Consider the following 23,495-nt stretch of genomic DNA (forward strand, 5'->3'; position numbering starts at 1 on the left):
AAAAAAGATTATACCATTACGCTACCTATACAGTCATATATCAGTTCACTGTTACTGTCATATATAATTGCGACATAGCATTTACAACAGTTACAACATCACCAACAACAACAGCTTTTTTACCTTCACCTTGATCCACCGTTACATTTTCGGCATTGAAGTCCTCAATAGCCTGTAGAGTTTCTAATTCTTTATGATGCTTTACAATGTCGTTCCATAGGGAGACACGGCCGGATTCATTATTAGGAATTTTGCCAAGATATTTGTTATTGAAGATAACGGCAATATCATTAGCGATTTGATCGAGGACACGAATGGTTTGATTGCTGCTAAAGTCGCTATTCTTCTCTGGTGTATAGGTGACCAAGGTATTGATGTCCTCAAGGACCCTTACCTCATCTCCAACCTTATGAAATATGAATTTACCAGCTTTTAAAGCATCCTCAAGTGCTGTTTGAGTATAAGCAACATCGATCAAATATTCACCATCATACCGTTTGTTGGTATTGGATTTATTGATAGCACAACCTGCAGCTGCGCCAGTAACCCAATAAACCAAAGCATGAGGATCATCTTCTTCATTGAGGACCTTATTTTCAACTGAAATAACACCTTCATAATCTGCAAGTGTCTGATAAACAACCGTCTGGAACTTCGCACCTACTCTGTCACGCATACGTTTTGTGAATGCAGCAAAAAGTGCGGTAATGGCTGAATCACTAGTTGTACATCCAAGCGCATTAAAGTTATATGATTCAATCTTATCTAAGAAATCTTGAAATTCCGCCCCCGTTGGCGCTGATCCGTTACCTCCACCAGTGAAAGGTTCGCCTGCAGTTGCTGCAAGAGTAGATTCAGATTTCCAAGTTACAAAATCATTTGGAACGAGCTCAGAAGTCTCGCTGACAGTCTGACTATCTACTGTCGTTGTTCCTAATAACGTAACCACGTCAAACTTCTCAGAATCGTCTATATTCGTAGTTACAACGGTTTTTAAGTCATTGCCCCTAATACCTCCGTAATTTGCTGTAGCAAAGGAATTTGAAGCTTTTACTCCTGTGTTCAACTTATATAAATAAGCAGTGTGGATATTTCTAAATAGGTCTCTAATCGGCTTGAGTTTTTCATGGCCATAAGGATAACCAAAGATATTCAAAGAATTGCGTTCCAGATCATCAACTTTAACCGTAAAGACCTCACCCTCTACTCCCCAATCTAGCTGTAGAGCAAGTGCTGCTGTCCCTCGATCAGATAAAACAGAAGAAGCACGGGCCGCGCTAATAAAATTGATGTATGCACCTGGTAACACTTTATTTTGTGATGTAAACGTTCCGCCACCTAATGCCAATTATTTCACCCTCTTTTTCATGAATTTTTCTATAGTTTGATCAACCTCAGCTAAACTGTATTGTTGATCGTCCTTCAATAAGACACTTAACAAATCGCGTCTTTCTCTGTAATTTGCTGCTTTTAGAATCTGCTCTTTAGAAAAAACAGCTTCCTTAACAGATACTGGTTGCTTATTTACCAATTCAATCACCCCTTACCGTTCCAGTTACGGCCAGATCTCCCATTGACTCCTCAACAACTGCTTCTCGCCTTACGAAAAGGTTGAAATTGACCATAAAATGAAGCACTCCATCGACAACTTCACTGTTCATGTTGGTCCCACGTATTAGATCACCATTGACAGTGATGTATTCTAAAACATCCGATAGTTCCTCAGCTACTTCGTTTAACTCCAAGTTCCTGTCAGTTACACTTTTAGGGAAATAGTGAATATCAAAGAAATGTTCTTTAAAATATCTTTGACCAATTACCTGTGTCTGGCCATTCCGCAAAAAGGCAATAAAAAAACAAGGCTCATTAAGACCTTGTTTAATTTCTTCACTATAAATTCCATAGCTGTCACCAAATTCTTGGTTCAGTTTTATTGAAATCCCATCAATAATGCTATTAATCACTGAAAACACCTTCTTAAAAATTCAGCTACTCGTGTATTTACAATTGCTTGAGCTTGAGACCGTAATTCATCTTCTGAAATGCTAAGCATAAATTGCCCAGGTACCCAGCCTTTATGATTTCTGGTCCTATGTCCAAATTCCACATAGGGAGCATAATGAACAGGATTAATAACCAAAATTTTAAAAACGTTACCTGTCTTGGTTACAGGTAATGAATCTGCATAAACTTTTGCATTTTTGTTAGAACTACCACTTGCTGCTTCGGCGTGGGTTTTGGCAGTCCATCCTCTTTTTAATGTGCCTCCCACTTTGCCTGTCGATGCAGGATACTTACCAGTGGGCGTTCGTTTAATTACCTTAGCAAGCAATCGGGCTGCAAGTTCTTTTGCAACATCTTCGCAAAATTTATCAAACTCACTGGCTTGTACTTTGTTCAGTTGTCTCTGCAAATCTCTTAATTGTTGAAAATCTACCGTTCCCCAACTTGCCATTATGCCCACCCCTCAAACAATTTTAAGGATATCTCTTGATGAGTCGGATATACTGCTGGCAAACCACTCTGTGAATAGGAAGTTGTTACACCGTTCTGTGTGACAGTTATTTTAGATCCTGCTTTTATCTCAAGTTCAGGAGCAATAAAAAGTTTTGTAGTTTGTGCAATTGTCGTTGCGTTGTCCCGTTGGTTCGCTGCTGGAATAGTCTTAAATGACAAATGACAAGCTTGTCCACTTAAGACTGAAACTTCTTCTTGTTTTGTTCTTTTTGTGACTGGATCCCTTACAGATTGATATTCGCTAATTGTACACAATCCTGTATACATTGTTTCAATTGCTTTACGATGCCTATTGATATTCATATCGTTTTCAACCTTCGATACTTATTTAATTCAACAGAATAGTTTAAAACTAGGGAATCTAAGCTCCCTTTTGACGCACTGGTAATGTCATTACCTTTACTTGCATAAGAAACGTTCGTATCCCCTAATTTAACGGATGCAATGCCGTCACTGACACTTTCCATGACAGCTTGCTCATTAGGATGCTCAATCCGTAAAATATCGATTGTCATAGATGCCCAAACAAACTTAAGTTCTTCTGGCACCCTCGGCTGGTTGCAGTATGACTTGATCTTCATTTCGATTTGCTCAATGTATTCTTCGATTAGATCATCTAGAGAATCATCTTCAATTAATTTAAGGCGCCTTTTTACAATGGCAAGGACTTTATCCTTCATTAATAAGGCCGCCTTTTAGAAGATAATCGTAATCTTCCTCGGTCACTTCCGTTTTTTCTCCCTTTTTATAACGAACCGTGCCAAACTTAACATTCTTATTAAAACTAACTACTGTTAACTTTGGTTTATCCTCTGAATTATCATTGCTATCATTCAGTTCGTTATTAGATTCTAAAATATCATTTAAAGCATCTAGGAGTGTCTTACGCTTTTTTCCTTGCGATTCATAGGCAAGAGCCTCTTCTGCAGTTATTTCAGCTTTTTGTACAACTTCTAGGACTTCATTAACGTTTAAACTGTTGTATTGTTCCTCTGTCATTTGAAAATCCTCCTAAAAAACAGAGAGGCATTAAGCCTCTCTTAATTTACTTTTGCAATGAAGATGTTATCGATAGTTTCAAAGCTTGGTAGAGTGATCATTGAAACAATAGTTTGAACGTTTACAGGATGTGGTTCTTTAACAGTTGTAACAGCAATACCCGTGTTCACGATTGAAACATCTGCAGCAGTGCTTCCAGTCATTAAATCAGCTTCTTCAGGTGTTGTGCCGAAATAAGTGCTACCTAATGCACCATCTGGCAGCAAAGTTACATGATCATCTGGATAGAACAATTTGCTTGCTCCTGTTTCATCTTTATACTTTTTACTGTAAACCGCAACGTTGATGCCTACTTTATCCTGCAAGTATTGTTTTAATAGTGCATCCGTAAGAATGATGTTTTGTCCACCAAGTGGATTCATATCCAATCGGATACTCTTATTTTTAAGCAAGTATCCCCATGTTTTACGAGTCATAAGGGCGTTGGTTGGACGAACTCCGGTGTCATCCTCAACTTTATCCTGCCAAGCAATGATATCTTGGATAGGCTCTGAAGCATCATCTGCCCAAAGCGCAGTACCGGTAAGTGTTTCTTTATGCTCTTCTGACATTTTGTAATCATAATCATAATTAATGCGGTTAGCCGTAATGCTAATTTTACCGGTTGATAACAATTGCATAATCATTCTTTCAGGCTGAACAAGAGCGCCAGAAACAAGGTTTGTTACATCATCATAAATATTGTTAATCAACGGTTGGACCATGCTGTCTAGATTAGCTGCAATAAGGCGATTTAATTCCTGGCGATCCTTCTCTCCGATACGCATAGCTTCACGGAAGAAAGGCATTTCTGTTTGAATTTTGCTAAATCCGATTCGATCTCTTACTGTAGCCTTTGTATCGAATTCAGATGGCATTAAAGCAACCGGCAGCCCTTTAGACCCCTTAATCCAGCTAAGGTCTAATCCTAATTGTTTCTTAGCCGGGAATAGTGTTTGTCCTAATGAAGGCGTATTGTTAGATGGATTGTTTTGATAATAAGCTGCAATATTTGGTGCGTTTACTAAATCAAAAATTGTTGGCATGTGATCATTCCTCTCTTATTCCAAAAATTATTTTAAGAATGTGACTTGTTTTAGTGCTGCTATTTCTTCTGCTGTAGGTTGAGCTGGTAACTTATCCAAAGCAACAAAACCATGAATTAATGCCGCACCAGGCGCTGGACCATAAGTGACATCAACATCGTTAAATAGGATACCTTCTGCATTTGAAGCACCGTCTGCTACAGTTGCTTTTACTGCTTGTACGGTGTCATCAGCTAAAAAACCGCCGCCTAAGATAGTACCTGCAGGAACAATCTTCTTACCGTCTTCATTCGCTGAGACACCTGCATCACTGACTGTGACAGCAACATTTACATAATGATCCGGGAATTTTAAAATTTCTTTTTTGTTTGTATAGCTTGTTTGTACAAATTTGCTCATTAAAGTTCACTCCTTATTTAAAGTAAGATTGACGAGCTTTTTCAAGCTCCTCATTGTTCTTCGTAAAAGATTCAGCAACTTTCTTGCCATATTCTCCAGCTTGATTTGAAGCATTACCAACACCAGGCGTAGATCCTTTCATCTTTTCGGTTACCGCTGCATCTACTGCTGCACGGAAAGCTTTTTCAAACGTTTCAACATTACTGTTTGTCCTTTCAGCATCTTCAGCTAGCAAAAGATCAGCAAAATCAATCGGCAGCTTCTTACCATCAAGAATTTTAATGGTCTCCAATTTGAGTTCCCTTTGTTGCAGGGCCCTCTCTTTGTCTTTTAAATCATTTTCTTGCTTTTGTAGAAGCGCCTGCCTTTTTTCGTCTTCTGACATTTTGGCAAGCTTGGCAGCTTCTTGTTTCTCTTGCTCGAGCTTTTGGCTATATTCTGATTCCCATTTTTGCTGAGCCGTTTGTAAAGCACTTGTGACACGTTTATCTGCTTCACTTTGAAGAAGCTTTTTTAATTCTTCCTCTGTCTTTGGCAGTTCAAAATTATTGCCCTGCCCTGCTCCATTACCACCGTCATTTCCTTGGCCCTGTCCTTCGCCAGTTCCTGCTGCTCCTGCTCCTGTTCCTTCTCCACTTTCTCCTGCATGACGCTGTAAATCTAAAGGAAAAAATGACTTAAATGGCTTTCTTTCAGTAATATCAATTGTCTTAAACTGCTGTGGAATAATAGATTTCAATGTACTTCCTCCTAATGCCCCTCATAGTTCATGCCTACAAGTTGCAGTTTTTTGGCAAAATAAAAAGCCGCGTCAGCGACTGTTATGAAGCGTATTTTTCTTTCCATTCTTTGTAGGTGATGTTTGCAGGTACATAATAGGTTTTACCATCAGCACCCCTAGCAGCTCGCTCACCAAAGTTGTCATCAAAGTAAGGAACCGTAACCGTCCGGCACCAGGCATGAAAGGGTGGAGCTGTTGTGCCCACTTCATAATCCTTCATGTCAAACACTTTACCATCTAGATCTTGGCATATTTTACTCGTCTTGTTATCCAAAGTGGCTACAATCTCAAATTTATCGACATTAAGATCATTAAACGTTTCCTTTTGAGATGCTGAAGCAAAAAAAGCAGATTCAGTCATGATCAAACGGCCAGCTTTTCTCTTGGATACATCGAACTTCTCTGAAATCAATTTGATCATGCCATCCGGACTGTCACCACGAATTATCGACTGTGACAATTCGTTATGCAGCACGTTGATCAACTCAGTTTTATTTTTCCATATTCGATCAGAGAAATTTAATCCATCCGGTGCCCACGGTTTTAAAGCTACTCTGCTTATTCTCTTGGGATCCAGCGCAGGAATTGCCCACCCTACTGTTAAACCTTTTTGAACCTCAAAAATTGTTTGGTAATAACTCTCTGATATTAAAGTAGTTGAAAGAGCAGTAATGTTTTCTTGCTGCTGTGCAAAAATCACTTCCACTTGTTGTTGTATTTGAAGGCGCATGGCTTCTAAATACGAAATGTGTACTCTTGCTGAAGCATTCTCTAATTGACGTATCCACTGCTGGTTTAGTGCGTTTTGTTCTCCGTATTTTATATACTCTCGAACATCCCATTTAAACTCTTTTAATTCATTCTTGGATAACAGCTTTCGAGCATCAGCTAGAGTAATATTGTCGTTGTTGACACCTAACCTTGTATACCACTTCAGCAAATCCTTCTCCAAGCTCGCTAGTGCGATTTGATACTGGTTAATAATCTCTTTGTTGGCTTTATCTCCATCTTTCAACAGGCGCTCTTCTAGAGCTTCAAAACGCTTCCTCCAATATTCTTGTGATTTCATTCTTCTTCACCTTCATTGTTAGGAGGTACAGTTTGCTGCAGGTAAGGATCTTCACCAATAAGTTTATTTTGTTCTTCATCTTTTCTAGCGATTTCAGCATCAGCATCGTCGATAAAGGGCAACAAAGCAATCTGTGTTTTTTCACTAAGAATACCTGCTAAATCTTTAATCATTTGAACCAATTCGATTGTATTCTTAGGGATATTTCTGTGGAATTTAAGATTGATATTGTTGTAATCATACTGACCACCTTTGATGTTAAGGAAATGAGTGATCATCCGTAGTCGTTTGATCAATGGAGATTTAAACTTACGCTCCTTGATGGAAGCAATCTGCTCTAACCCCCAAAGCTTATATTTCATGGCTTCTCCAGATACATTGCCAGCAAACTGTTCATCAGATAAATCAGGTACTTGGCTTATCCGGTTAATATCCTTTTGCAGCCTAGTTTTATGATTCTCATTTGCCTGGTCATTAATTTGCTTAGTCAGCCACTCTGCTTTTCCGTTATCAGGTAGTAAGAAAACACGTTCTTCTTTAACCTGTCTTAAGTCTTCCTTATCAGTGCCTTGCATACCAAAAAGCATTAGATAAGCATCGGTGAAATATTCAAAGTCATTAGCCGTATCAGATTGCGATTTATTATAGGCATCAATTGATGAAAGCACTACTTCAAAATCACCCATCAATTCGTTGTTATTGGTGTATTCAATAACTGGAACTTCACCAAAATAATGATCACGGCGTTCGTATTCCTCAAACATTCCGTTAGCAGCATGATAATGTATGATTTCGTTCGCAGTATAAACCTCAGCCATTTCAGTTTTTTCCCCTGTAAGGATATCCTCTGTTTGATATTTACGAATGGCAAAAATAAGTTTTTCGTCAATGTCATTTGAATAAACAGGAATAATTGTCTTCTTATCGACCTGTTTAAACCGCACATTAGCTTCTTCATCGGCATACATCAATTCATAAGCGCGACCAGCAATACTTAGAGATTTAGCAATCTCAAAATTAACATCCTCTTCTACATTGGCATCCAGGATCTCAAACACCTTTTCTATTAATTCCTTATCGTCGCTCTCATAAGTGACTGGAATGCCCATAAAATAACCGGTAGCATTATCTGTAATAAGCTTCGCATAGTTGACTACTATTTTATTGTTCGGTTTATCAAGTTCCACTTCTCTTTTTAAAATTTCGTGCTCGCCTTTATAGTAATCTTCTAGTTTAGCGAGTCGGACAGCTTCGTGTGTTCCCCATTTGTTAATAACATTTGTTAGCAGCAAGGGATTTATTTCGACATCTTTAGGTACCTTTATTTTCTGCAAGTTATCACCACCTTATAGGCCTAATGAGGATTTGCTCATAGAGCCAAGTTTAGATTTATTAAATATGATCGTATTCACAAAATAACGATCTGCATCCATCTGGTGGTCATTCTGCTTCACTGGTTTATCCTCACCTCGTTTAGCAGCCTTTTCATCCCAGATGTAAGAAGAAAACTCTCTAAATGTTTCTTTGCAGCAGTCATTGTACATGATTAATTTATCGTTTAAGGCATTTGCTAAGTTTCTTATTCCATCAATTACTTCGTTTTTTGCTTTAATGACGTTGAATCGATTTTTCTTGAGAAGTGCTATAAAAGAAGCTGCAGACGGGTCAACTATGATTCCCTTAAGTGGAGTCGATCCTGCCACAAACTCCTGTAGGTCCTCAAGATATTCCTGGTCTGTTTTTTGCTTGCTCTTCTGCCGACCATCATAATGATACTCTTTAACTTTGTACCAAACTCCATCACAAAGACCCCAAAGACCAAATGTCGTTGGGTTCTGAGTACCATAGTCAATGCTGACATAGTGTTTCGTATATACTCTCTCGTTTGTCTGGACAACATGCTTATCTTTATCAAACATGTCATAAATGACACCTTCAGCCATTACCCATAAACCCATGATATAACGCTGAAAGAATACACCAGAAAACATACGGCAAAATCTATCTTTTACTTTTTCAGATAACGATAGATTATCATCCATCATGAAATGGAGAACATAGATTTTCTTTTCCTTAGCTTTATCAATGAATTCAGTTTTGAACCAATGATAAGGACCAGCTGGGTTACAGTTAAAGAATACTTTTGCTCCGTTTTCCCCAGTCTCTGCAGAACAACGACCAATCGCCTGATCAACAAATGATTTCGGAAAAAGAGCAACCTCATCCAAATAAGCGCCGGCAGCCGTTAAACCTTGTAGAACGTCTTGGCTGGCTTCGTTTGTGGCACCAAACAGATAATAAGTATTCGTGCCAATAACGATATGAGGATTCTCCGATCGATGGTAATGGAAATCGATGCCCTTAGCCGTTAATATTTGAAACATTGGCTCGAGCACGTTACGTTTTAAAGCACCCATGGACTTACCAGCTAGGATAAAGTTTTGATTTTTATGCTTTGCTAAGGACCAGGTAATGAATGAATCAATCATGGCCACTGTCTTGCCAGAACGAATAGAGCCATGGCAGATGATCATATCATATTCTTTATAAGGGCTTTTATCGGTCCACCACATCAGCAGCTTCTTCTGTTTATTGCTAAAAGGCTTGAACTTAAATGATGTGTTCTTTTTACGCTTCCTCATCATCTAACACCTCGTCTGCAAAAACCTCTGCTGCCTGTGCTCCTAAAGCTTCGACATAGCTATTTGCTTGTGCATGGGCATCACCTTCATTGTCACCGCGTAAGTTGCCAAGTTCAAGCTTGCTCTTATCAACTGACAACTGCATTTGCTCCAGTTTAAGTCTGCGTTCATCGTCTTCATGAGCCATATCATTAAATTGCTTAATAAGCGAACGCAATTCACTCATGGCTCTAGATTGGGCATTCATGAAGTTTGCTTGCTTATCCCAAGCAAATTGTATTTCATATTCTAATTCGTCACCGTACATACCAGGCTTTTCTTTCTTCAGCTGCTGAGTGAGATCATATTTGTCTTCAACATACATGATTTTTTGAGCACGAATAATGGCTGCATACTGAATCTCAATCTGATCATATATTAGATCAGCTGGTGAACGCTCTTGCATGATCTCGATGATCTCTAGTGTCTCGGCAGGAAGGAACTTAGAGAATAACCCATGTTTCTCAGCAACCTTGTTCCGTTTTGTAAACTGGTTCTGAGGATTAGGGTTGCCACTTCTTTTCCTTGGCGCACCCTCTTTTTCAAGGGTTGCAACCTTTTTCTTTTGGGTTGCATCCTTTTTAGGGGAACCTCTCGACCAACCTTCACGGCTTTTTCTGCTCTTTAAAGTACCTATTTTGATATCATGTTTTTCAGCAAGCGCCTTTAATGTAATTTTAGAGGTTTCAAATTCTTTTCTAATGTCATCCCAGTTCATTTTACATGGCACCTGCCTCCTAACATGTTATTACAATAAAAAAAGCACCCGGTATGGGTGCTTAGGCGTATCTTTCAAAGAAAAACCTTTTATAATCTTTTGGTGACACTACTTTATCTTTGCTTAACTTAAAACTAATCAATAATCGATCTTCACCGTATTTTTCATCGAATTTGTTTAATAATTGAATATTAGAATCTAAAAAATGTTTGAATCTCCATATTGAGTTCCAGATGATTCTAACAGCGATTAAAAAGTTTGAAGAACTTAAAATCTTTTTAAGTCTTTTCTTCTTTCTCACAGAAAACTCATCGCTTCTGTTTATTTCATGAATAAATTCTGATTTGTGGTTAACTATATCTCTATAGGCAAAAATGGGTAATGCAATTTGCAATATTATAATATTAACTACTTTTATAAAGTAATGTCTGTTTCTATTTGAATAATAAAATATTCTTAACAACCCACCCACTATAATTGAAAACAGAAACGCAACAAGAAGATAAATAATTTGAGTATTACTGATCATTATTATCGCCTCCTTTATGCAGCTTTTTCTCTATTTTGAACTAAACTAGGTGCATGCCTAACTCCTTGGTTAACTACCTCTACCCCTATAACAATCATTACTAACAACAAACTTATAAAAACATAAATGCCAGCATTAAAAGAACTTATAAAACTGGTCAAAAAGTTATCAGGATTCCCAGATAATATATAGCCCTTTTGAACTTTTTCTAGAATCAAGAATCCAAAGTAACCTAGTCCGTCAATAATTGAAAAGACTAGGGAGATAATAAATCCACATACACCAATAATTCTTTCCAATCCAATATTATAATATGCAACATGAGTATAATCAATGAGTAACATTAAAAAGAAAACTAATCTAGAAGCAAAAAATATTTTCACCTCTAATTCAGTGCTAGGATGGAAATTAATTAAGAGTAAATTAAATCCAATGAGAACTAAGCGAAAAACCACAAGTAATAATTTCATTTAACCACCTAACCAGTAAAAATATTCCTGTTCATAAACATATAATATCCAATATAGAACATTTTATCAATCCTTTTACCTATTTATTCTCTATATAGTAGGGAAAATCCTTCTTTACTGGTCTTTATTTCCAACAAAAAGTGCCACCGCAAGGTGACACCCAAAGGAGGAATTATGGCTTACCAACCAAAGAGAGCTTTCCGCTCCATCCTGCCTCCCATTTTAGCAAGCCGATTTATGATTCAGCAATTTCGTTTCATTTGTAACATTTGGAACATCTGAACTCATTTGGGAAACTATAGCATCTTTTATTCGCCCGATGTGCGAATGAGACAATCCCATATGAAGGGCAATCCATCTATAGCTTTTCCCTTCTAAAATCCAATGAAGCACTTCTTGTTCACGATTATCCCTAATGAGATGAAGCCTATCCTGAATAACGGAAATCTTTTCCTCATATTTATGAATAACTCCATAACGTTTCTCACGGCGCTTTACTTCTCTATAAACAGGATCACTTGTTGTTCCTTGAGGTTTAGGCATAGATGACTCATCACCATATTGGGCCGTCAAGCCTTCTCCTGCATCTTTCATGGAATCCCTTAAAACCTTAATAGAATTCATCATCCAATGGTAATCCTTTAGAATGGATTCAATTTGTTTGCTGGCAGCTTCTTTCAAGTGGACCCCTCCCATGATATAATTTAGTGGGCTGGCCGGGAGAGATCCTGGCTTTTTATTTTGTGTAAAGGGTGATACGTGATACCGTGGAAAAAGAAATCGATCTAAATGTTATTTACGAATATAAAGATTATCCTGATAAGAATAGTGGCCGCTGCGACAACTGTGACTCAGCCACTTTTAAAAGTACTGTTGGTGGCGGTAAATACATTCGTGAATGCCAAAACTGCGGTATGAAGAAAAATATATAAGGCTAACATCTACCCTTGGCTATGTTCAAGGGTTTTTAATTTACTGGCTCTATCTTGTGTTTCATAAAATTATCGAACTGTTCAACTGAATTCATTTTAGCCATTCTTTGTGTTGTTTGTTAAAACTCAATATTAATGCTATTGTTAACATGCACAGTGTTCCACCTGTGCTAGAGGAGCTTCACTTTGGTAAGTGATCTTAAACAGCATTTTATTAGGGAACTTGGTCATTTGCTTAATGAATTTAAAACCTGTACTGATTTTCATGTTAAGACAGTCATCTGCGAACATATCCTCTTGATTTGCATTGCATTAGTCAGTATTTCTGATTAATGCTTTTTTGAATGCTGTTTATATGTCGCAGTATGTGTCTCCTAAACATAACCTACCTTGTGTTTATTATCGTTGTATAATCCAATTTAAATTGCACACTCTAAAAAAAACGAGGTGGACAAGATGTTAGTCAACTTTTTTAGAGTATTTAATGCAATAGTTTTATGGGCAATAGTTTTCTTTTTTCTTCCCAAGCAATCCCTGAAAAGGTTTCTTCCTGTAACAGTTTTTTGTTCTGCCATTTTATTAATACAAACGCTTTTGAATCCTATATTTAATTGGTGGAAAGTTAAAGGCGGATATAAATATATGGTCTTCGACGCACTAGCCTTTATATTGGGACCGTTCTTTACTATAAATTTATGGGTATTCCACTTCACATATAAAAAATTTACTCTGTATGCTTTAATCAATTTAATAATGGATTTAATATTCGCATATATCCTAAGTCCTTTTTTTGAAAAAGTTGGCCACTATAAATTAAAAAACTTTTCACGTACAACATTATTTATTATTAGTTATTCATATGCCTTAATTAACTATGTTTTTCAAATGCTTTTTGAGAAGAATAATGTTCCAGAGAACAACTCTTAATAAAAATCCACTCGTGCCGAACAATAAATGTTTTCCACTTAGTTGTTCGGCAACAGCACTATCATTTTGTTTCATAAGGTTCATTTAAGATTGCATATGTTTGGCTAAACCAAACCAATTCTTCATAGAATCGACATCTCTTTCAGTCAATCGTGTTTGTAACTGAGATCCTTTTGAATACACCGTTAGCAAGATTTCATTTGTTTTGTAATCCATCGTGAACGAAGAAAAATTTGCTTCTTGTTTTATTTCTTCCGTTCCACAAGTAGGGCATTTTATCTCATAATCTTTATTGAATTCTTGATTACACAACTCACATTTATTATTCATAAAATCCTCCTTCATGTATGTTGTCTATTGCGAAACACGTTGCTTACCGTGTTTCCTATTTAACCTTTTTAAAATCTTTGTCATGAAATGCTACACAATAGCCATTTGTATAAACCATTGTTTTCTCCCCATAACTACCCTTGAAAACTTTTGCAGTGTAAGTTTCCCCTTGTACAATCCCTAACCAGCTGTCGGTTTTGATTGCTTTAACTAAAAACTCCTCCACCTTTTAGGTCACTCCCTTACTCTTGTGTTTAACAGATCAACTGCAGCTGCCCTGTTGAATCCGTTATTAATTCCATTCCATAATTTCCATCTAATATCACCTTGAATATCGCTTCTAAGACTGGAACCACAATGCTATTACCGGCAAGAGCATATAACGTAGCATTCCTTTTACCTGCTTTTGTCGGAAACTCTTTTAGCATGAGATCAAAGTCCTCATCATCAAATCCAAGCAACCTCCAGCATTCACGTTCAGTTAAGTAACGATATTGTGGTCTGTTTAAGCGAATTATGCCTGCATTTGGGCATCGATCTTGTCTTTCGGTTATCGTGTAACAGAAATCGGTAATGACATCCAATTGCCGTTTATAACTTCCACTAGGATTAGGATTAAATTCTTTGATCTTGTTTAGCATGGAAGGAATCGTAATTAGATATTGTTCTGGAATATCATCGTCTGGACCATACTCCAAGAATGAATTAATATCCTTCATCGGCTGATGCTGCACCTTTCCAAAATCAAATGTTTCTCCACCTAATAATGAAGCGCAAAATACTCTTTCTCTTGCATGAGGAATGCCGAACTTTCGAGCATCCAATACATCAAATGAGTTTGTGTATCCTAAATCCCTCATCTGCTGCAAGTAATAATTGAAAATCGGTACGACGTCTTTATCAAGGACACCTTTAACGTTCTCCCAGATGACCACTTTCGGCTTCCACTCGCCCATTTCCTTAATAATCCTTAATGTTTCGAGCATTAACTTTGAACGGGAACCGTCACTATTTCCTTTTCGATCTCGATTACCTCTGCTGTTATCCTGGCATGGTGATCCATGAACTAATATGTCTGGCTTTAGATTCCAACCGCGAATATCCTGCGGTTTATGAAGGTGATCATACAAAGCGTTATAGGCTTTAACCCTGTTCGCCTGCCATTCCACATAATCGATGCACTTATGATCTACACCAAGATTGATTAATGCTTTTCGAGGCGCGCCAATGCCTCCGAATAATTCAAGTATCTTAATCACTGGGCCAACCCCTTTCTAGGAAACTTAATAATTCAAGAGTTGATTAAATGTTTGTCCTCGTAAATGTTGCCGATTACTTCAACCTCTTCACAACATGTTAAATACTGAAAATTGCTGCCGTAGTTTTCATTTCCATTAGTTGCTTTGAAATCTAACTCCGATACGTCATATACAACGATTCCAACAAAGGATTTCCCATCATAGGTTGTATCAACAACATCCCCCTCATAAATCTCCTTGCCGTTCTTGTCTTTTAGACCTGTGTATTGCATGTATACTCCGTTTTCCTCTGCAAATATTTCATTGATGTTTCCATTGAAAGATGGCTCTAACATGCCAATTTTGTTCCCATACCAACCACGAAACTTTATCTCACGCACGTTCATTCCTCCTATTCGTTTTTCCGTATACTTTCCATTCACATGGAGAACAGAAAACTGGATTTATAGGCATCCCATAACAACCGCACATATATCCACTACAGCAATATTCAGATTTATAATCCTTTTGAACAAGAATTAACCGACCGCACCAATCACAACGATCATTTATGCGATTCTTTGTAAATCTCCATCTTTGCCTGTTTTTAGCCGCCACTTTCAAACCTCCAATTTAACGAAACATAATACAAAATTAATTACCTTTTTTATAGATTTCAGTACCTATTACTCGTGGATCGTGCACTTCAACAAGCCACTTGATCCAATTATTTGTCGTGTATCCTAGTTGAGAATAAATTTCCATTAACCACTCAGTGCTTTTTGAGCCATTTGCCTTATGGCCGAACCTCTCAACCCATGAATCAAAATCTTCATCAATCTTTACAAGACTATCCAAAGTCCAATTCAGATTATCTGGATATCGCTTTTCATATGCCTTAATTTTTTTGTTTAACTCAAGAGGTCTTTTTACATTTTCTCTTCTCGTTTTTAATCTTTTTAATTCATCTCTTAATTCCGAAATCTTTGTTTCTATCACTTCTATTTCAACATCTAAATCCACTAGATATTCCAAAGTTACTTTGCTCAAATTGATCACCACTTTCTAGAATTTATTGCTCCCTATAAACTAAAGCCATCTACCTTCTCATCGATGATATCTTGAGTGATCCCGATGTAACGCATTGTCACCGCCGGACTGCTATGGTTAAATATCTGCTGCAAGACTGCCACGTCTTTATACCGCTGGTAAAAGTGATACCCGAATGTCTTACGAAGGGTATGCGTACCGATCTCCTCTAAACCAACCTCACGGGCAGCTGCATTTAATATCTTCCATGCCTGCACCCGATGTATCCGATCACGGCCGCGCCTGGATTGAAACAGGTATGCAGCCACTTCCTTATCAATTGTAAAATTGCTTATATGATCCTGGAGCTCGCTATTGATCTTAAACCGTTTCAATTTCCCAGTTTTCTGTTCCGTGATTATGATATGGCTTTTGTTCCTAACATCACCGACTCTTAGTGCCAGCAAATCACTGATCCTCAAACCTGTATTGATTCCCAAAACGAATAGAAAGTAATTTCTGTAATGCTGTTGCATCAAGACCTCTTTCATTGCCGCGATTTTTGCCACGTCCCGTATGGGTTGTACGGTTTTCAATTTTGACATCTCCCTTATTTGATTTTTAAATATGTTCTGATTTTTTCTGCTGTCTTTGTTCCGATGCCCGGCACGCTTTCTAAGCCTTCAAGCAAGGTCATAAGATGCTTAGCGTCCTCAGCGCGTTGAATGTCTGCTCCAGTCTTTAAACCCTTCTGAAAAGCAGTTTTTATTGCTGGAGCAATATCCTTCTTGATTTGCTTAAGCGCCTTTCCCATTGCTGAACCTCACCTTTGGAATCTCAGTACCACCTAACCGATTGCATGCTGCACCCATCCGTGATGAACAACCTTTATAAAGACTGCAGCGAAGAAAACAAGCCATCATCTTATCCTCTTTCCGAATCCAAGCCGGCCGATCATCAGCGATTAAAACACTATGCACGACTACACCTCCAAAGAGATTTTTTCTTCACTAGCCTCCCATATTTCAAAACCAATACCCGGATTAAAGGAGTAAACCTTTTTACTATGAACCTCATAAACTTGGTTATCATCAGCCCAAGCAACTTTATTCAAACTGTCAAAAAATCCTTTTATTAAATTATCTATATCAGGTTTAGACTTATGAATAGCTCCATTGGAGTGATCCTTTTTCTTCTGGCTCCAGCTCTTCGGGATTGGCATATAAAACGTTACATCAACCAAAATTGGATTCTTGGTGGGAGTTTTAATATGCTGCCTCGTTAACCAAGCAATATGCCGCTTATATTCTAGATACTTTTTAGCCCGTTCATCCACAAACTTTTGTCTCTGAGTTGTTCGGACAGCTCCCATTGGCTGGATAGGGATGAATAACTTGTGCATTAGTGTTTTGCTCCTTCATTTAAATAATCATCGATTACCATTTGACCTTCCGGAGGCTCTTCTGCTACTATCTCCATCTTAAGTTGGTCTTGGTCCGCAGTATCTTTTAATTCAGACAGCTTACGAGCACAGACAGGTCCAATACCTGCTGCAATGCTCTTCGCGCTTTTTAAAGGACGGTTGCACATTGGGCAATTCATTAAGCTTCCCTCCTCATCACAGCAATCCAGCAAGAGTTATGATTGTTCTGGACAAAAATTTTCCTGTTGTAAGCATCTGTCTTAAATACCTTTCCTTCACTTCCGTATTCTTTTAAAGGGGTAACAATCTCAAACCCTCTCTTTAACAAATCCTGTATTGCCTGCTCTGCTTCGTGTTTGCGCCTTCTGGTGATCTTTGTTTGTTGGAAAGCCATCGACAATCCTCCTAATCAATTCATCCTGAGCCTCGGATGTCTTTTCCGTAAATCTAGCTATGTAGAGCAGCTGACTCAGGGTTGCATTGCTTAAATTCATTTACCTGTGCCCTCCACGGTCAGCAATTCAAGTGCGATTTGGATATAATCTTTGGACTCTGATTCCGTTGCTCTCAGTCCAGCTTTTAGGATCTCGATAACATGCGCTTTTCGCTCTCTAGCGCACTGACGATATTTCAGAAAGTCAGCGATTTCTTCATCCGCCATAGCTTCCCAATCGTAGTTAAGATAGTGCTGCAAAGCTTCTCCGTACCTTTCAACTCCGATATCATCTTGTTTATACATGACGGCCTGCAAATGACTTAATGACCTTTCTGATACCTCATGCTTTGGCACTTCTTCAAAATTTATATTTCTTGTCATAAAGTAACTTCCCCTCATGATGACCTGTATTTAAGTTGGTAACACTCCATGCAAGGCCCCGGCACTACATAACCGTTAGGATTTCCGCATTCTTTGCATTTAAGAGAGTGAGTGGTCCATTCGTTTTTGCATTCCTCGTCCTGGCAACGCATATCAAGTAACTCGTTGTTTTTTCTAAGTACCATGCCCTTAGTAAGGCATTTAGGACAACGTGAGACTGGTTTTACATTGTTGATTGACATTTAAACTGCTCCTTTCAAAACCATGTATTTTATGTTCTTTCGGTGTCTATGTCACGAAACGAAGCAAGAACATATTCGTATTTCAATTCTTCATAACTTAGCTGATCAAGGGGTATGCCTTGCTGACTGACTTGGATGCTCATACCTTGCAACCTTTCAAGAATGAAATTCTTTTTCAACCGTTTTTCTGCAACAGCAGCCTTATAAAGGACACCCATTCTTACCCACTCCCACGTAATCTTTTTAAAGCATCGTTCATTTTGGCTCTTTTAGCTTCTTCATCATTGACCGGTTTAGGGTTGCTGTTATTCTCCTGTTTATCATCAAACCATCCCGGTACCATTTCTGTTCTAATGCCTTTTCTGGGAGAAAAGTTGCTTTGCTGTTTACGTTGATTGTGTTGTTCTTGCTCTCTCTCAACGTCGGACATGCTCTTAACTCCTTGCTTTGCCCACCTGTTCAAAATGCTCCTAGCATACGCATATTTAGCTCCGGCTTCGGCAGCCTTTCTGAATGCAGTGCATACAACTTCAACCTCTAATCCATCTTGATCAATAAAACTATTAATCTCTTGAATCTGAATTGGATTAGGTTGTCCAGAAAAGCAAATCATGTATTCGTCAAAATAATTCGCGTGCGTAGCAGTAGCTGTTTTTATTGTTTCGTTTTGTTTAGTTTCTTTTAGTTTATTTAATGCGGAACTATCTCCGGCACTACCTACGGAACAACCCTCGGCACTATCCGTGACACTAACCGCGGAATTTATTTCCGTAGGTATGAAAGGCGCGGAATAATTTTCCGTAGAGAAGAAAGATATCAACTTATAAATAGGAGCTCTTCCGCCCTTCCTGGAGATGAAATCTATTCTGTTTTTCTGCTTAAGTTCATTTCTAACTTTTCGAAGGGTTCGATCGGTTAAACCTGTCTTAACGCAAAGCACCGATTCAGCTACCGTAAATGTTTCTGCCCATGCAGCCTTATTATTTATGTGCATTAATGCGTACCATAAATTAATTGCTGATGGAGACAGTTCATTTAGTTCGAGCCAATCATAGAAAGCGTTAAGCTCCTTAATGTAATTCATGTTGACTTATCCCCTCCTTTACAGTTTCTTGTTATATACAGAGCTGGTGTTTATGGAATGAAAACTAACTTTCCAGTTAACGCTTGTATTTCTCGTTTAAATAGATCTTCGTTACTATTTGTATCACTAAGATGCAGCAACCAAATCTCCTGAACCTTACTAAGATCATTTGCTTTAAAAAACTCTTTAACATTCTCTAAGCTAAAATGCGACTGTTCTAATCGCTTTTTCATCACTTTTGGCAACCTGCCATCAATGATGTTTTGGACTAGGATATCTCTTGAATAATTGCACTCCACCATGATGTGTGTAAGACCTTCAAACTTGTATTTGATGTAGTAAGTGTCAGTGGCGAATAAAAGCTTTTCTCCTGCTTCGTTGGCCAGTAAGAACCCAAAAGGCTCGCTGACATCATGCTGAACATCGAATGGCTTTATGGTCCAGGTACCTATTTGAAATTGTTGCAGGGAATTCACTCTTTTAATACGATGATGATCAACCTTAAGGGCATCTGCAGTACCGTTTGACATATAGCAGTTAATCCCCGATTTCAGCACATCTTTAATACTTTTAGAGTGATCTCCATGCTCATGCGTTATTAAGCAGCCAGCAACCTCTGACAGTCGAAAATTAAATGCTCTTTGTATTTCTTTGTAGTTAATACCGCATTCCAGCAGAAGGGGAGTATGACCGTCTGTAACACGGTAGCAGTTCCCCTTACTTCCAGATGCGATTGATGTGATCTCAATCATTACCAGTTCGGACCATCATCGGCAGCATGCCCCCGTTGACTTTCGTCAGTATGTTGGAACTGATCCTGTTTCTTTTCTTCTGAAGCATCAATAATCACAGGTTGCTTTTTTAAAGGTTCATTTCTCTTAATATCAATAACTTCTTGATTTGCATTTTGCTCAATTTCCTTTTGAGTAGCATATTCAGGGTTAATTTCTTTACGATCATCTTCATACTCATGTTCTGTTGACCTATTAATGGCATCTACAAGTAAATCACTATCATCAGATGTGTTAATAAAGGATTTAGCAGCACGATTGATTACTGTACGTTTTGCCATTTCTTGAGGGAATTTATTTTGCACGTTCTTTGTTTTTGCTTGGCTCCAGGAAGTATCGATTTCTTTTCGAGTCATAACAGTTAGTATTTCTTCATCGTCATTTGTTTTTACAACCGCATAGGCACCTAAGATTTCGTTATCCCTATTCAGAAAATTAGTTTCATGCTTTATGAGTTTTTCTCGACCACCTTCGATTGCATAATCAAACACATCTCCTTCAAAGATCACGTTTGCCCAGATATCTTTGACGTTTGTTAATCGCTTAAGAACTGCCTGTGTACCGAAGTAGGAGCGATTTAATTGCAATTGGTTGCCGTAAACAATGAAGTAGCATTGCGTCTTTGCTGGACTTAGTCCCTGTGTAACCATGTCCAAGAGAGTATTTGCGATTGATTCCCTTGTACAAACATCTAAGGCTGGCTTACCATTCTTGTCTTTTATTTCTTGTAATTTGAAAAAAGCACTCTTTAATGCATTACTTGCATTGTAACTAGGAGGCAGGACTAAACCGTCATCCTGCAACCTAGTCAAGCTTTTGTTCACGTCATCTGTTATATCCTTCTGGATTATTGAGACTTGATTATTATTACTCATGATTGAACCTCCTTCACTACTGTCTGGGAATTCTCTGTCAACTCATACACTGTACGTTTATTTAAATGTTGATTTTTAAATGAAAGGACTGCTTCTTGAGCGTTGTTAGCTTCTATCTCTCCCCTGATGGTAATAACCTTCTCTTCTTCAATGATGTACTTAGCCACTAGATTGCCTCCTTCATATCTTCTGGATCTGTTTCCACTCTTAGCTTCTTATCATGCTCAGAGACTACAAGACTCACCGTTTGTGACTTAGTATCAATTATCTTAGTGACTGCTTCACTGTTGTCTATGAAGATTGGCGCAAAGAAACCGTAATGCTCTGAAAGGGTATTAATGATGTCTAGGCCGACATTAATCCTAGCAGCGTTGTTCAGACCGCTAGAATATGGGACACCGTTATATGTCGTTTCGCAAATTTCTTCCAAACCTCCATTGATATTTGTTTTAAATAGATTAAAACGTGCATATTTGAAACGGCTGTTGATCTTATCTTCCAACAGATCAACTTTAGTTCTGATGAATTGATCAGCAAGATAAAGCTCGTGCTCTATACGTTCGAACTCAGCACCCAATTCTCTTTCCTGTGCTTCTAATTCAGAAATCCGGACATTAGCATGGTCGACAACGGAAAATTTACTAATTTCATCTTGTTTTACATCACGCATATCACGCAATTTCATGATTTCACTTTGAATGTATTTTACTGATTCCTCAGCTAATTCTTGTACCTGTTTAATTCCTTCTTCTAATGTCTGCTTTTCTATGAGTTTTTCAACATATGCAGTATTATCAAGGACATCGGTTACAAGGCCTTCTTGTTGTTGAAGTTGAGTTTCAAGCTTCGCTACCAATTCTTCCTTTTCAGTAACTTGGGAGTTGAGTTTTTCATAATCTTTTTTCAATTTTTCATTATCACTATTTAGAGATTCCTTACGAGCCTTCGCTTGTTTTCCTCTCGTGTCGATCCCTTCTAGCTTTCGTGCCTTTTCAAGATTAAATTGTTCCAGAGCTTTCTCACGGGCAGCACTTACTTGTTCTTCTGGTAGTGCCTGTCCACAAGAAGGACATTCACATTCTAAATTATGAGTAAACACCTGGTTATTAATCTCATGCCATTCATCACGCAGTATTGAAAGCTGAGTATCAATGGATTTAATGTTTTCATCATTATGACGCTTGCTAGAAGTGATACTGCTGACCTTAGATTGCAGTATAGATAGGTTAGATTTCTCTTCTTGAATGCGGGCTCTCAATTGGTAGATCGTATCTTTTGCGCCAGCATCATGATCACGCTTGATTTCTAAGAGTGCTATTTCAATTTCCTGAATTTCCTTCTGTTTATCAGAAATGGCTTTACCGTTCTTAATGCTGCTGATCTGTGTCATGAGTTCATCTATCTCTGCATTCAGCTTCTTTACCTCTGCTTCAAGTGAAATTTTATCTACATCACTTAGATCTGGTATCCCGCGCTGAACCTCGCTGATGCGGACTGGAATTCTATCAAGTTCCTTATTAATCTCAGCTCTCCTTGCGGCGATGATCTTTCTGTGATCTTCAAGTTTTCGAGCTTGTAAGATTGTTGGAAGTGCAGCTAATTCAGGATTACTGGCAATTACATCGTCATCTGAGATATCACCACAAATTTCTAGCAATGTTTTACGACGATCCTGCCACTTAAGCTGCTCATTAAAGAAAGAAGGGCTCGTAAGAAGTTTGAATACATCTTCTTGAACAATTGAATCAACAAGCGCTTTATATTCCTTTAGCTTTGAAGGGACACCATCGATGAAGTAATCTGTTGTGTGTCCCGAAAACTCTGCAGTTGCAGAACCACGCTTCTTTGTCCATTTCTCGGAATAGACTTTTTTAAGTGAAAGTTGCTTTCCATCCAGATAAAACTGACCTTCCACTTCATGATCAAGACCATGCAATTCTTTGCCATCGGCTAAAGTTTTTAATGAAAAGTCCTTTTTGTTTTGGCTATCTTTATCGAATAGCAACCAAACAAAGGCATCGAATAAAGTAGTCTTTCCAGTGGCATTATCACCAAAAATTTTTACATTTCCACCAGCAGCCATTAACGAAAATTCCTTAACTCCTTTAAAATTTCTAAGTGTGAGGGTAAGTAAAGTTAAGCGCTTTGACATTTCATTTCCTCCTTTAAGTCCTGATCGAGAGTTTCATATGCTTCAACCAAATCTTCAAAAACTCGACTGCCGTCTAAAACAGGGGCATTTTTCTTCAACGTATTGAATAGACTAGTTAATATAGGATTTACAGGCTCGTACACCATTCCTTTTTTAGTTTCAAAAGACACAGTTTTATCCTCCCTTTACCGCCAAATGGCAGTATGATAAAATGACGATAATAATATTTTTTCAAGCCGACTCCTGTTGCAGCAGGGGTCTTTTTTGTGTAGCAACATATGCACGTCTAATGGACATGTAGCGATCAACAGGACTCAAACTAAGCCAATCCTTTACTTTTACTCGCATGACCTGCCTCCTCTCTATCTAGTTTTCATGGATCAGTTGGTGCTTTGTTCCGCACCGTT

General features: G+C 38.1%; 36 protein-coding genes. 1 reads left to right on the plus strand and 35 read right to left on the minus strand.

What is annotated here, in order from left to right:
- Positions 1 to 40 precede the first annotated feature (40 nt).
- The 17 genes from J1899_RS18460 to J1899_RS18540 all read right to left on the minus strand — a co-directional run bounded on the left by J1899_RS18460 (position 41) and on the right by J1899_RS18540 (position 11,929).
- Positions 41 to 1,348 carry a phage tail sheath family protein gene (locus tag J1899_RS18460; protein WP_214475741.1) on the minus strand — a complete coding sequence of 436 codons (1,308 nt, stop codon included), beginning with the start codon at positions 1,346 to 1,348 and terminating at the stop codon, positions 41 to 43.
- Positions 1,349 to 1,531 carry a hypothetical protein gene (locus J1899_RS18465; protein WP_214475743.1) on the minus strand — a complete coding sequence of 61 codons (183 nt, stop codon included), beginning with the start codon at positions 1,529 to 1,531 and terminating at the stop codon, positions 1,349 to 1,351.
- A gap of 1 nt (position 1,532) precedes the next feature.
- Complete coding sequence (locus J1899_RS18470; RefSeq protein WP_214475746.1) at positions 1,533 to 1,964, minus strand: phage tail terminator family protein; 432 nt, start codon at positions 1,962 to 1,964, stop codon at positions 1,533 to 1,535.
- Positions 1,961 to 2,455: an HK97 gp10 family phage protein gene (locus J1899_RS18475; RefSeq protein WP_214475747.1), complete on the minus strand. Its 495-nt coding sequence runs from the start codon at positions 2,453 to 2,455 to the stop codon at positions 1,961 to 1,963. The genes J1899_RS18470 and J1899_RS18475 overlap by 4 nt, the downstream gene beginning before the upstream one ends.
- Entirely contained in the window at positions 2,455 to 2,820 is a 366-nt protein-coding gene (locus J1899_RS18480) for an ABC transporter ATP-binding protein (RefSeq protein WP_214475750.1), read from the minus strand. The genes J1899_RS18475 and J1899_RS18480 overlap by 1 nt, the downstream gene beginning before the upstream one ends.
- A complete protein-coding gene (locus J1899_RS18485) occupies positions 2,817 to 3,197 on the minus strand; it encodes a phage head-tail connector protein (protein WP_214475753.1) in 381 nt (126 codons plus the stop codon). The genes J1899_RS18480 and J1899_RS18485 overlap by 4 nt, the downstream gene beginning before the upstream one ends.
- The gene (locus J1899_RS18490) at positions 3,187 to 3,516 is read right to left on the minus strand and encodes a DUF7210 family protein (protein WP_214475755.1); all 330 of its coding nucleotides are present in this window, start codon (positions 3,514 to 3,516) and stop codon (positions 3,187 to 3,189) included. The genes J1899_RS18485 and J1899_RS18490 overlap by 11 nt, the downstream gene beginning before the upstream one ends.
- 41 nt (positions 3,517 to 3,557) lie before the next feature.
- Positions 3,558 to 4,601 carry a major capsid protein gene (locus J1899_RS18495; protein WP_214475758.1) on the minus strand — a complete coding sequence of 348 codons (1,044 nt, stop codon included), beginning with the start codon at positions 4,599 to 4,601 and terminating at the stop codon, positions 3,558 to 3,560.
- Positions 4,602 to 4,628: 27 nt separating this feature from the next.
- Positions 4,629 to 5,000 carry a hypothetical protein gene (locus tag J1899_RS18500; RefSeq protein ID WP_214475759.1) on the minus strand — a complete coding sequence of 124 codons (372 nt, stop codon included), beginning with the start codon at positions 4,998 to 5,000 and terminating at the stop codon, positions 4,629 to 4,631.
- Between the two features lie 13 nt (positions 5,001 to 5,013).
- On the minus strand, positions 5,014 to 5,739 hold the full coding sequence (locus J1899_RS18505; protein ID WP_214475762.1) for a DUF4355 domain-containing protein: 726 nt from the start codon (positions 5,737 to 5,739) through the stop codon (positions 5,014 to 5,016).
- Positions 5,740 to 5,821: 82 nt separating this feature from the next.
- The gene (locus tag J1899_RS18510) at positions 5,822 to 6,850 is read right to left on the minus strand and encodes a minor capsid protein (protein ID WP_214475765.1); all 1,029 of its coding nucleotides are present in this window, start codon (positions 6,848 to 6,850) and stop codon (positions 5,822 to 5,824) included.
- The gene (locus J1899_RS18515; protein ID WP_214475768.1) at positions 6,847 to 8,184 is read right to left on the minus strand and encodes a phage portal protein; all 1,338 of its coding nucleotides are present in this window, start codon (positions 8,182 to 8,184) and stop codon (positions 6,847 to 6,849) included. The genes J1899_RS18510 and J1899_RS18515 overlap by 4 nt, the downstream gene beginning before the upstream one ends.
- 12 nt (positions 8,185 to 8,196) lie before the next feature.
- Entirely contained in the window at positions 8,197 to 9,492 is a 1,296-nt protein-coding gene (locus J1899_RS18520) for a PBSX family phage terminase large subunit (protein ID WP_214478910.1), read from the minus strand.
- A complete protein-coding gene (terS, locus tag J1899_RS18525) occupies positions 9,479 to 10,249 on the minus strand; it encodes a phage terminase small subunit (RefSeq protein WP_214475771.1) in 771 nt (256 codons plus the stop codon). The genes J1899_RS18520 and terS overlap by 14 nt, the downstream gene beginning before the upstream one ends.
- A 61-nt stretch (positions 10,250 to 10,310) precedes the next feature.
- Positions 10,311 to 10,778 carry a hypothetical protein gene (locus J1899_RS18530; protein ID WP_214475774.1) on the minus strand — a complete coding sequence of 156 codons (468 nt, stop codon included), beginning with the start codon at positions 10,776 to 10,778 and terminating at the stop codon, positions 10,311 to 10,313.
- A gap of 14 nt (positions 10,779 to 10,792) precedes the next feature.
- Positions 10,793 to 11,248, minus strand: coding sequence for a hypothetical protein (locus tag J1899_RS18535; protein ID WP_214475775.1), 456 nt, complete (start codon positions 11,246 to 11,248; stop codon positions 10,793 to 10,795).
- A gap of 222 nt (positions 11,249 to 11,470) precedes the next feature.
- On the minus strand, positions 11,471 to 11,929 hold the full coding sequence (locus J1899_RS18540; protein WP_214475780.1) for a helix-turn-helix domain-containing protein: 459 nt from the start codon (positions 11,927 to 11,929) through the stop codon (positions 11,471 to 11,473).
- 86 nt (positions 11,930 to 12,015) lie between these two features.
- On the opposite strand from J1899_RS18540, the gene J1899_RS18545 reads away from it, so the two are divergent.
- A complete protein-coding gene (locus J1899_RS18545; RefSeq protein ID WP_214478979.1) occupies positions 12,016 to 12,180 on the plus strand; it encodes a DUF8096 family protein in 165 nt (54 codons plus the stop codon).
- 1,011 nt (positions 12,181 to 13,191) lie between these two features.
- Here J1899_RS18545 and J1899_RS18550 read toward each other — a convergent pair.
- From J1899_RS18550 to J1899_RS18635, 18 genes are all read right to left on the minus strand, one after another.
- On the minus strand, positions 13,192 to 13,437 hold the full coding sequence (locus tag J1899_RS18550; protein WP_214475782.1) for a hypothetical protein: 246 nt from the start codon (positions 13,435 to 13,437) through the stop codon (positions 13,192 to 13,194).
- Positions 13,438 to 13,492: 55 nt separating this feature from the next.
- On the minus strand, positions 13,493 to 13,663 hold the full coding sequence (locus J1899_RS18555; protein ID WP_214475785.1) for a hypothetical protein: 171 nt from the start codon (positions 13,661 to 13,663) through the stop codon (positions 13,493 to 13,495).
- 28 nt (positions 13,664 to 13,691) lie between these two features.
- Entirely contained in the window at positions 13,692 to 14,696 is a 1,005-nt protein-coding gene (locus tag J1899_RS18560; protein WP_214475787.1) for a DNA cytosine methyltransferase, read from the minus strand.
- A 32-nt stretch (positions 14,697 to 14,728) separates the two neighbouring features.
- Positions 14,729 to 15,076 carry a YopX family protein gene (locus J1899_RS18565; protein WP_425514983.1) on the minus strand — a complete coding sequence of 116 codons (348 nt, stop codon included), beginning with the start codon at positions 15,074 to 15,076 and terminating at the stop codon, positions 14,729 to 14,731.
- Between the two features lie 253 nt (positions 15,077 to 15,329).
- Positions 15,330 to 15,725, minus strand: a complete 396-nt coding sequence (locus tag J1899_RS18570) for a hypothetical protein (RefSeq protein ID WP_214475791.1) — start codon at positions 15,723 to 15,725, stop codon at positions 15,330 to 15,332.
- Positions 15,726 to 15,757: 32 nt separating this feature from the next.
- Positions 15,758 to 16,255, minus strand: a complete 498-nt coding sequence (locus J1899_RS18575; RefSeq protein WP_425515013.1) for a site-specific integrase — start codon at positions 16,253 to 16,255, stop codon at positions 15,758 to 15,760.
- A gap of 59 nt (positions 16,256 to 16,314) precedes the next feature.
- On the minus strand, positions 16,315 to 16,518 hold the full coding sequence (locus J1899_RS18580; RefSeq protein ID WP_214475794.1) for a hypothetical protein: 204 nt from the start codon (positions 16,516 to 16,518) through the stop codon (positions 16,315 to 16,317).
- 168 nt (positions 16,519 to 16,686) lie between these two features.
- The gene (locus tag J1899_RS18585; protein WP_214475797.1) at positions 16,687 to 17,106 is read right to left on the minus strand and encodes a RusA family crossover junction endodeoxyribonuclease; all 420 of its coding nucleotides are present in this window, start codon (positions 17,104 to 17,106) and stop codon (positions 16,687 to 16,689) included.
- Positions 17,106 to 17,306, minus strand: a complete 201-nt coding sequence (locus J1899_RS18590) for a DUF6011 domain-containing protein (RefSeq protein WP_214475800.1) — start codon at positions 17,304 to 17,306, stop codon at positions 17,106 to 17,108. Before J1899_RS18590 ends, J1899_RS18585 begins: the two co-directional genes overlap by 1 nt.
- Positions 17,306 to 17,521 (minus strand): hypothetical protein, encoded by a 216-nt coding sequence (locus J1899_RS18595; protein ID WP_214475802.1) that lies wholly within the window; start codon positions 17,519 to 17,521, stop codon positions 17,306 to 17,308. The genes J1899_RS18590 and J1899_RS18595 overlap by 1 nt, the downstream gene beginning before the upstream one ends.
- Positions 17,522 to 17,617: 96 nt before the next feature.
- A complete protein-coding gene (locus J1899_RS18600) occupies positions 17,618 to 17,944 on the minus strand; it encodes a hypothetical protein (RefSeq protein ID WP_214475805.1) in 327 nt (108 codons plus the stop codon).
- Positions 17,945 to 18,215: 271 nt separating this feature from the next.
- The gene (locus tag J1899_RS18605; RefSeq protein WP_214475806.1) at positions 18,216 to 18,404 is read right to left on the minus strand and encodes a hypothetical protein; all 189 of its coding nucleotides are present in this window, start codon (positions 18,402 to 18,404) and stop codon (positions 18,216 to 18,218) included.
- A gap of 2 nt (positions 18,405 to 18,406) precedes the next feature.
- Entirely contained in the window at positions 18,407 to 19,270 is an 864-nt protein-coding gene (locus J1899_RS18610; protein ID WP_214475809.1) for a DnaD domain-containing protein, read from the minus strand.
- A gap of 50 nt (positions 19,271 to 19,320) precedes the next feature.
- Positions 19,321 to 20,022 (minus strand): MBL fold metallo-hydrolase, encoded by a 702-nt coding sequence (locus J1899_RS18615; protein WP_214475811.1) that lies wholly within the window; start codon positions 20,020 to 20,022, stop codon positions 19,321 to 19,323.
- The gene (locus J1899_RS18620; RefSeq protein ID WP_214475814.1) at positions 20,022 to 20,936 is read right to left on the minus strand and encodes a recombinase RecT; all 915 of its coding nucleotides are present in this window, start codon (positions 20,934 to 20,936) and stop codon (positions 20,022 to 20,024) included. Before J1899_RS18620 ends, J1899_RS18615 begins: the two co-directional genes overlap by 1 nt.
- On the minus strand, positions 20,933 to 21,103 hold the full coding sequence (locus tag J1899_RS18625) for a hypothetical protein (RefSeq protein WP_214475816.1): 171 nt from the start codon (positions 21,101 to 21,103) through the stop codon (positions 20,933 to 20,935). Before J1899_RS18625 ends, J1899_RS18620 begins: the two co-directional genes overlap by 4 nt.
- Positions 21,103 to 23,088: an AAA family ATPase gene (locus J1899_RS18630; protein WP_214475819.1), complete on the minus strand. Its 1,986-nt coding sequence runs from the start codon at positions 23,086 to 23,088 to the stop codon at positions 21,103 to 21,105. Before J1899_RS18630 ends, J1899_RS18625 begins: the two co-directional genes overlap by 1 nt.
- Positions 23,073 to 23,258 (minus strand): hypothetical protein, encoded by a 186-nt coding sequence (locus tag J1899_RS18635; RefSeq protein ID WP_214475821.1) that lies wholly within the window; start codon positions 23,256 to 23,258, stop codon positions 23,073 to 23,075. Before J1899_RS18635 ends, J1899_RS18630 begins: the two co-directional genes overlap by 16 nt.
- Positions 23,259 to 23,495 lie beyond the last annotated feature (237 nt).

This window comes from Cytobacillus gottheilii, assembly GCF_018582665.1.
In the GTDB taxonomy this organism is placed as follows: domain Bacteria; phylum Bacillota; class Bacilli; order Bacillales; family Cytobacillaceae; genus Cytobacillus; species Cytobacillus gottheilii.

Excerpts from the sequence above, each read along its gene's own strand:
- J1899_RS18475 (WP_214475747.1), bottom strand. The coding sequence starts at position 2,455 with ATGGCAAGTTGGGGAACGGTAGATTTTCAACAATTAAGAGATTTGCAG.
- J1899_RS18480 (WP_214475750.1), bottom strand. The coding sequence starts at position 2,820 with ATGAATATCAATAGGCATCGTAAAGCAATTGAAACAATGTATACAGGA.
- J1899_RS18485 (WP_214475753.1), bottom strand. The coding sequence starts at position 3,197 with ATGAAGGATAAAGTCCTTGCCATTGTAAAAAGGCGCCTTAAATTAATT.
- J1899_RS18490 (WP_214475755.1), bottom strand. The coding sequence starts at position 3,516 with ATGACAGAGGAACAATACAACAGTTTAAACGTTAATGAAGTCCTAGAA.
- J1899_RS18495 (WP_214475758.1), bottom strand. The coding sequence starts at position 4,601 with ATGCCAACAATTTTTGATTTAGTAAACGCACCAAATATTGCAGCTTAT.
- J1899_RS18500 (WP_214475759.1), bottom strand. The coding sequence starts at position 5,000 with ATGAGCAAATTTGTACAAACAAGCTATACAAACAAAAAAGAAATTTTA.
- J1899_RS18510 (WP_214475765.1), bottom strand. The coding sequence starts at position 6,850 with ATGAAATCACAAGAATATTGGAGGAAGCGTTTTGAAGCTCTAGAAGAG.
- J1899_RS18520 (WP_214478910.1), bottom strand. The coding sequence starts at position 9,492 with ATGAGGAAGCGTAAAAAGAACACATCATTTAAGTTCAAGCCTTTTAGC.
- terS (WP_214475771.1), bottom strand. The coding sequence starts at position 10,249 with ATGAACTGGGATGACATTAGAAAAGAATTTGAAACCTCTAAAATTACA.
- J1899_RS18530 (WP_214475774.1), bottom strand. The coding sequence starts at position 10,778 with ATGATCAGTAATACTCAAATTATTTATCTTCTTGTTGCGTTTCTGTTT.
- J1899_RS18535 (WP_214475775.1), bottom strand. The coding sequence starts at position 11,248 with ATGAAATTATTACTTGTGGTTTTTCGCTTAGTTCTCATTGGATTTAAT.
- J1899_RS18550 (WP_214475782.1), bottom strand. The coding sequence starts at position 13,437 with ATGAATAATAAATGTGAGTTGTGTAATCAAGAATTCAATAAAGATTAT.
- J1899_RS18575 (WP_425515013.1), bottom strand. The coding sequence starts at position 16,255 with ATGAAAGAGGTCTTGATGCAACAGCATTACAGAAATTACTTTCTATTC.
- J1899_RS18580 (WP_214475794.1), bottom strand. The coding sequence starts at position 16,518 with ATGGGAAAGGCGCTTAAGCAAATCAAGAAGGATATTGCTCCAGCAATA.
- J1899_RS18585 (WP_214475797.1), bottom strand. The coding sequence starts at position 17,106 with ATGCACAAGTTATTCATCCCTATCCAGCCAATGGGAGCTGTCCGAACA.
- J1899_RS18590 (WP_214475800.1), bottom strand. The coding sequence starts at position 17,306 with ATGAATTGCCCAATGTGCAACCGTCCTTTAAAAAGCGCGAAGAGCATT.
- J1899_RS18595 (WP_214475802.1), bottom strand. The coding sequence starts at position 17,521 with ATGGCTTTCCAACAAACAAAGATCACCAGAAGGCGCAAACACGAAGCA.
- J1899_RS18600 (WP_214475805.1), bottom strand. The coding sequence starts at position 17,944 with ATGACAAGAAATATAAATTTTGAAGAAGTGCCAAAGCATGAGGTATCA.
- J1899_RS18605 (WP_214475806.1), bottom strand. The coding sequence starts at position 18,404 with ATGGGTGTCCTTTATAAGGCTGCTGTTGCAGAAAAACGGTTGAAAAAG.
- J1899_RS18610 (WP_214475809.1), bottom strand. The coding sequence starts at position 19,270 with ATGAATTACATTAAGGAGCTTAACGCTTTCTATGATTGGCTCGAACTA.
- J1899_RS18615 (WP_214475811.1), bottom strand. The coding sequence starts at position 20,022 with ATGATTGAGATCACATCAATCGCATCTGGAAGTAAGGGGAACTGCTAC.
- J1899_RS18620 (WP_214475814.1), bottom strand. The coding sequence starts at position 20,936 with ATGAGTAATAATAATCAAGTCTCAATAATCCAGAAGGATATAACAGAT.
- J1899_RS18630 (WP_214475819.1), bottom strand. The coding sequence starts at position 23,088 with ATGTCAAAGCGCTTAACTTTACTTACCCTCACACTTAGAAATTTTAAA.